The following is a 4,870-nucleotide window of genomic DNA, read 5'->3' as shown; positions in this document are numbered from 1 at the left end:
CTTTGGCAAGACAAAGAAAGTGAGTCGCCCCCGGCAGGGGGTGAAACAAGGGATAGACCGGCACCAGCCATAAAAGCCGACGCCCCAAGAAACGACGCTCACACGCCTCGATCCACCGGCGGCGTCCACTGATACGCCCAAGTCTCAGACAGCAACCGCTCCCCCGACTGCAACGTCAGCGACAACTCAATCGGCGCATTGCTCGCATCCGGCACCACATCGAACATCGCCCGAACGCCATCGATGCTCGCCAGCGGCCGCGCCGACGCAATCTCCACCCGCCCGCGCGAGGCGCGGATGACGGGCTCCACAGTCGATCCCGCCGTGCTGCGCCCCAGCCGCGACAGCTCACCGCCGGCAAAGTCCACGACAAACCGCCACGAGAAGTACTTGCGCGGCTGCCCCACCACGCCGCCAATGCCCGTGCGCGTCGCGACCACACGCGCCAGTGGCGAGGCCGCCGCGGGCTGCGCGCCCCACGTCAGCCGATAACCGAACGCCAGTTCCTGCCCGGCATGCGGGGCCACGGCCGGCCGCCAGAACGCGACGATGTTGTCGAAGGTTTCATCGTTGGCCGACAGCTCCACCAGTTCGACCGCGCCCTCGCCCCAGCCATGCGTGGGCTCGACCCACACGCTTGGGCGCTTCTCGTAGAAGACGCCGTCATCCTGGTAATGATCGGGATTGCGGTCGCGCTGCAGCAGGCCGAAGCCGCGCGGGCTGTCGTCGGCAAAGCGCTGGCTGCGCAGCATGGGCGGATTGGCCAAGGGGCGCCAGACCCACTCGCCCGAACCGCGCCAGATGGCCAGGCCGTCGGAATCATGGATCTCCGGGCGCCAGTCCGACGCGCGCCAGCGTCGCGCCGCGCTGTGGCGATCGCCTGCGCGGTCGGTGCGGTCGTTTTCGCCGTAGAGGAACATGCTGGTGAGCGGCGCAATGCCGAGCCGCTCGATCGGCTTGCGCACGAACAGCGTGGCGCCGACATCCATGACGAGCGTGTCGCCGGGGCGGATGTCGAAGCGGTAGGCGCCGGCCACGCTGGGCGAATCAAGCAGCGCATAGACCCGCACGACGTCGGCATCGGGCGCTGGGCGTACCAGCCAGAATTCGGTGAAGTCCGGAAACTCCTCGGCGCGCGGCAAGCCGGTGTCGATCGCCAGCCCCCGCGCCGACATGCCGTATTGCCACTGCCCGCCCACCGCGCGGAAGTAGCTCGCCCCCAGGAACGCCGCCACGTCGCGCGTCGGGTCCGCGCGGGTGGTCAGCCGGAACCCCGCAAAACCGAGATCGGCGGGCAGCGATGCGTGGTCGAGGCCGCTTTTGCCGTAGTCGAACATCGCCGCGTCGTAGGCGATGGGGTGCGCCCGGCCGTCCACGACTTCATACAGGCGCACGGGCGACTTGAAGAACAGGCCCAGGTGGAAGAACCTCGCCTCGAACGGCAACTGCTGCGCGGCCCACAACGCATGATCCGGGCGATAGCCGATCGACTGATATGCGTCCCAATCGAGCGCGGCGACGGCGGGCGGAAGCTGTGTGCCGCGCGGCCGGTATGGCCGGGCCGCCAAGGCCCGGGCGCGCGCCAGGAGGCGGGCTTCGTCAAACGGTTCCGACGCGCCGGGGGCGCTGCGGGACATTCCAGGTGCCAGGGCCAGGAGCCCGGCGGCCAACTGCTTGAGCAGGTCGCGACGATGCATGGAAGACAGCGGAGCCAGGGGTCACTCATCTTCGCACACCGCGCCCGGCCAGTCTCCCGGTCGAACCTTTCATTGGCCCCACAACCCTGCGGCATGGCCGGGAATGGCACGTTTCGGACAGATCGGCGTGGCATCGCACGGCCAGTTGGAGCACAATCCCGAGTCCGTTCACACGTGGAACGCCCGTGCGTCGCCTATGGTGAACTGACTCCCGCTCCCGCCGGCCGAGGCACGCACCGCTGAGGCCCGGCGCCACGATCATCACGGCGCACATGTTTCCAACGCCCTCCTCGCCCGCCCAGCCCGATCCGGCCGAGCCGTCCGCCGCGCTTGCGGCTGCCCTGGAGTCCTTCGACCGGTACTACGACGACGTCCTGCTGCCCATGTGGCTCGGCCCCGGCTGGAATGCACAGGCCGGCCTTTGCTATGAAGCGCTCGTCCAGGGCAGCGATGCGCTGGTGCCTGCCTCTGCCTCGCGCTACCGGGCGATGGCGTGTGCGCGGCAGCTGTACACGTTCGCCCGCGCGACGCAGCTTTCCGCCCGGCACCGCGATGTCTGCGCCGAACGCGCCGCCGCTCTGTGCCACGCACTCGACACACGGTTTCGCGACACCCTCCACGGCGGGTGGGTGTTCGCGATCGACAGCGCGCTGGCGCCCCAAGACACCACGAAGGATCTGTACACGCACGCGTTCGTCCTGTTTGCGGCGGCCCACTGGCTGGCCGTGAGCGACGACCCGCGTGCCGCCGCGCTCATGCGCGACGCGCACGACGTGATCACACATCGCTTCGCGCACGTGGGCACGACGCCGCTACCCGTGGCAGCAATGGACGCCACCTTCAGCCAGACCGTGTCAGGCGTCGCGCAGAACCCCGTGATGCACCTGACCGAGGCGTACCTGGCCGCCGCCGCGCTGCGCGAGGCGCCCGCCTGGGCCGAAGCCCGCGTGCACGCCCTGGCAGAAGGCATCCTCGCGCGCTTCATCGACACGCACACCGGCAGCATCACCGAGTTGCCGATCGACGCGCCGAACACCGACAACCGCATCGAGCCCGGCCACCAGTTCGAATGGTTCTACCTCGTGCGCGCGCATGCCGAGGTGTTCTCGCGCGCCGACGCCGGGCGCCGGCTGGCCGAGACGCTGGCCCGCGCCGTCGACAGCGCCTGCCGCCTGGGCGTGGATGCCGACACCCATGGCGTCTGCCTGGCGCTCAACCTGGACGGCACGCCGCGCGACGCGAGCCAGCGCATCTGGGCGCAAACCGAGTACGGCCGCGCGCTGGCGCTGTGCACCGGGACGCACGGTGCGATGCTCGCGCAGATGCTGCCGGCGTGGTCGGCGCGCTTCCTGCACGCGCACGGCTGGAACGAGGTGATCGACGCCACGGGCCAGCGCCTGCGCGCCGACATGCCGTCGAGCACGCCGTACCACATCACCACGTTCTACGAGGCGATCCGGGCAGCCCTGTCCGGCTCGTCCGCACGTTGTACCCAAGCTGTTGAGTGAGACACATCATGCATACCCACAACCCCAATGAATCCAAGGCCCGCGCCATCTTCCGGGTGGTCAGCGGCAACTTCCTGGAGATGTACGACTTCATGGTCTACGGCTATTACGCCAAGGCCATTGCCGACACCTTCTTCCCGGCCGGCAACGAGTTCCTCTCGCTGATGCTCTCGCTGGTGACGTTTGGCGCGGGCTTCCTGATGCGCCCGCTGGGCGCGATCTTCCTCGGCGCGTACATCGACCGCCACGGCCGCCGCGCGGGGCTGATCCTCACGCTCGCGCTGATGGCATGCGGCACGCTGCTGATCGCGGCGGTGCCCAGCTACGCCAGCATCGGGCTGGCCGCGCCGCTGCTCGTGCTGATCGGACGCCTGCTGCAAGGCTTCTCGGCGGGCGTGGAGCTGGGCGGCGTGTCGGTCTACCTGGCCGAAATCGCGACGCCGGGCCGCAAGGGCTTCTTCGTGAGCTGGCAGTCAGGCAGCCAGCAGGTGGCCGTGATGTTTGCCGCGCTGCTGGGCGTGCTGCTCTCGCTGGCGATGCCGCCGACTGAAGTGAGCGCATGGGGCTGGCGCATCCCGTTCGTGGTCGGCTGCCTGATCGTGCCGTTCCTGTTCATCATCCGCCGCTCGCTGCGCGAGACGGAAGAATTCGAGAAGCGCAAGCACCGCCCCGACATGGCGGAGGTCTTCCGCTCGATGGTCGAGAACTGGCGCCTGGTGGGTGCAGGCACGCTGCTGGTCGTGATGACCACCGTGTCGTTCTACCTGATCACCGCGTACACGCCGACCTTCGGCAAGAGCGTGCTGCACCTGTCCGACATGGACAGCCTGATCGTCACGCTGTGCGTGGGCGCATCGAACCTGTTCTGGCTGCCGGTGATGGGCGCGGTGTCCGACCGCGTCGGCCGCCGTCCGCTGCTGATCCTCTTTACGGTGCTGATGCTGCTGACGGCCTATCCGGCCATGGTGTGGCTGGTGGGCGCACCGTCGTTCGCGCGACTGCTGGCGGTGGAGCTTTGGCTGTCGTTCCTGTATGGCAGCTACAACGGGGCAATGGTCGTCACCCTCACCGAGATCATGCCGCCGGCCGTGCGGACCACGGGCTTCTCGCTGGCATACAGCCTCGCCACCGCCATCTTTGGCGGCTTCACGCCGGCGATTGCCACGTGGCTCATCCACGCTACCGGCAACAAGGCGATGCCGGGCGTGTGGGTGTCGTTCGCTGCGCTGTGTGGGTTGATTGCCACGCTGGCGGTGGTCAAGCCGGCCGGCAAGCATGTGCATGGGGCGGCGACTGTGTCCTGATTGGCTGGTGCTGATTGCTGTGTATGGAGGTCCCCTGGGGTGTTGGCTCTGGGGGATTTTTTTGTTTGTGGTGCATCCGTTGTTTCACCCCCTGCCGGGGGCGACTCACTTTCTTTGTCTTGCCAAAGAAAGTAAGCAAAGAAAGGCGCGCCCGATGCGGCGAAAGACTCCTTGAATTTCTGTGACCGTGCGGGGAAGGAGGCAAACTCGCTGCGCTCAGACAAGCCTCCTTCCTTTTTCCGCCCGCTCACACAAATTCAAGGCGCCGCACAGGGCAGGGAAAGGCCAAACCATCGATTACCAGTGCCGTAGCAATCCACAGCACAACGCGAAGCAAAGCGAGCAACAGCAACACAATCCA

Annotated in this window: 3 protein-coding genes; 2 read left to right on the top strand and 1 reads right to left on the bottom strand. The window is 67.6% G+C overall.

Going from position 1 to position 4,870, the window contains the following annotated elements; all coding sequences use genetic code 11:
• Positions 1 to 98: 98 nt before the first annotated feature.
• Positions 99 to 1,697 carry an OpgD/OpgG family glucan biosynthesis protein gene (locus A6M56_RS07620; RefSeq protein ID WP_102080180.1) on the bottom strand — a complete coding sequence of 533 codons (1,599 nt, stop codon included), beginning with the start codon at positions 1,695 to 1,697 and terminating at the stop codon, positions 99 to 101.
• A 272-nt stretch (positions 1,698 to 1,969) separates the two neighbouring features.
• On the opposite strand from A6M56_RS07620, the gene A6M56_RS07615 reads away from it, so the two are divergent.
• Positions 1,970 to 3,205, top strand: coding sequence for an AGE family epimerase/isomerase (locus tag A6M56_RS07615; protein WP_102080181.1), 1,236 nt, complete (start codon positions 1,970 to 1,972; stop codon positions 3,203 to 3,205).
• Positions 3,206 to 3,213: 8 nt separating this feature from the next.
• Positions 3,214 to 4,509 (top strand): MFS transporter, encoded by a 1,296-nt coding sequence (locus tag A6M56_RS07610; RefSeq protein WP_045785086.1) that lies wholly within the window; start codon positions 3,214 to 3,216, stop codon positions 4,507 to 4,509.
• Positions 4,510 to 4,870: the final 361 nt, after the last annotated feature.

Source organism: Ralstonia sp. RL (assembly GCF_001683835.1).
Classification (GTDB): domain Bacteria; phylum Pseudomonadota; class Gammaproteobacteria; order Burkholderiales; family Burkholderiaceae; genus Ralstonia; species Ralstonia mannitolilytica.
This window is presented reverse-complemented; position numbering and strand designations above follow the sequence as displayed.